Annotated in this window: 2 protein-coding genes; both read right to left on the reverse strand. The window is 56.7% G+C overall.

Annotated features, from left to right (window positions below; all coding sequences use genetic code 11):
• Positions 1–150: twin-arginine translocation signal domain-containing protein (locus tag AM506_RS23620; RefSeq protein WP_152968660.1), on the reverse strand; the 150-nt coding region annotated here is incomplete at its 3' end.
• 72 nt (positions 151–222) lie between these two features.
• Positions 223–552 (reverse strand): ATP-binding protein (locus AM506_RS23625; RefSeq protein WP_235576178.1); only part of this gene is annotated, 330 nt, incomplete at its 5' end.

Raw genomic sequence — 552 nt, forward strand, 5'->3', positions numbered from 1 at the left:
TCCCTTGGAATAGACATTGGTCTGACCCCAGGGGTTGGCCCAGCTAGGACGTAGGCTAAGGGCCGCTGCCGACCCAAGGCCAAGCGCCGCACCGCCTTTGAGGATCTGACGACGTGACATCGGGTGCGTGATGACGCGCGAGTTTGCCATGTGTGACTCCCGTCCATGTTTGACGCGAGCCAGTTTGACTGACGAACCTGAAACAGGCCTGAAAATGCGCAATTAATCGGTAGATTCCTTGATGGGCACCTCCATCCTCACGCACAAGCCCCCCAGTGCACTGGGCTCAAACCTCACTTTCCCGGCATAGCGCGTCATGAGTTGCCACAGAATAGACAAGCCAAGGCCATACCCAGGATGACTTTCATCCAGCCGCCGGCCGCGCTGGCCAAGGCGAGGCAGGTCATCTACTGGAACACCAGGACCGTCATCCTCAACGGTAATCCTGAGGACATCATCGAGCACAATGCGACTGTCCACTTTGCTACTGGCCCACTTGCCGGCATTGTCAAGCACAATCCCTAGCATTTCGGAAAAGTCCTGAGATTCGAT

This window comes from Rossellomorea vietnamensis (assembly GCF_001305855.1).
Taxonomy (GTDB): domain Bacteria; phylum Bacillota; class Bacilli; order Bacillales; family Bacillaceae_B; genus Rossellomorea; species Rossellomorea vietnamensis_A.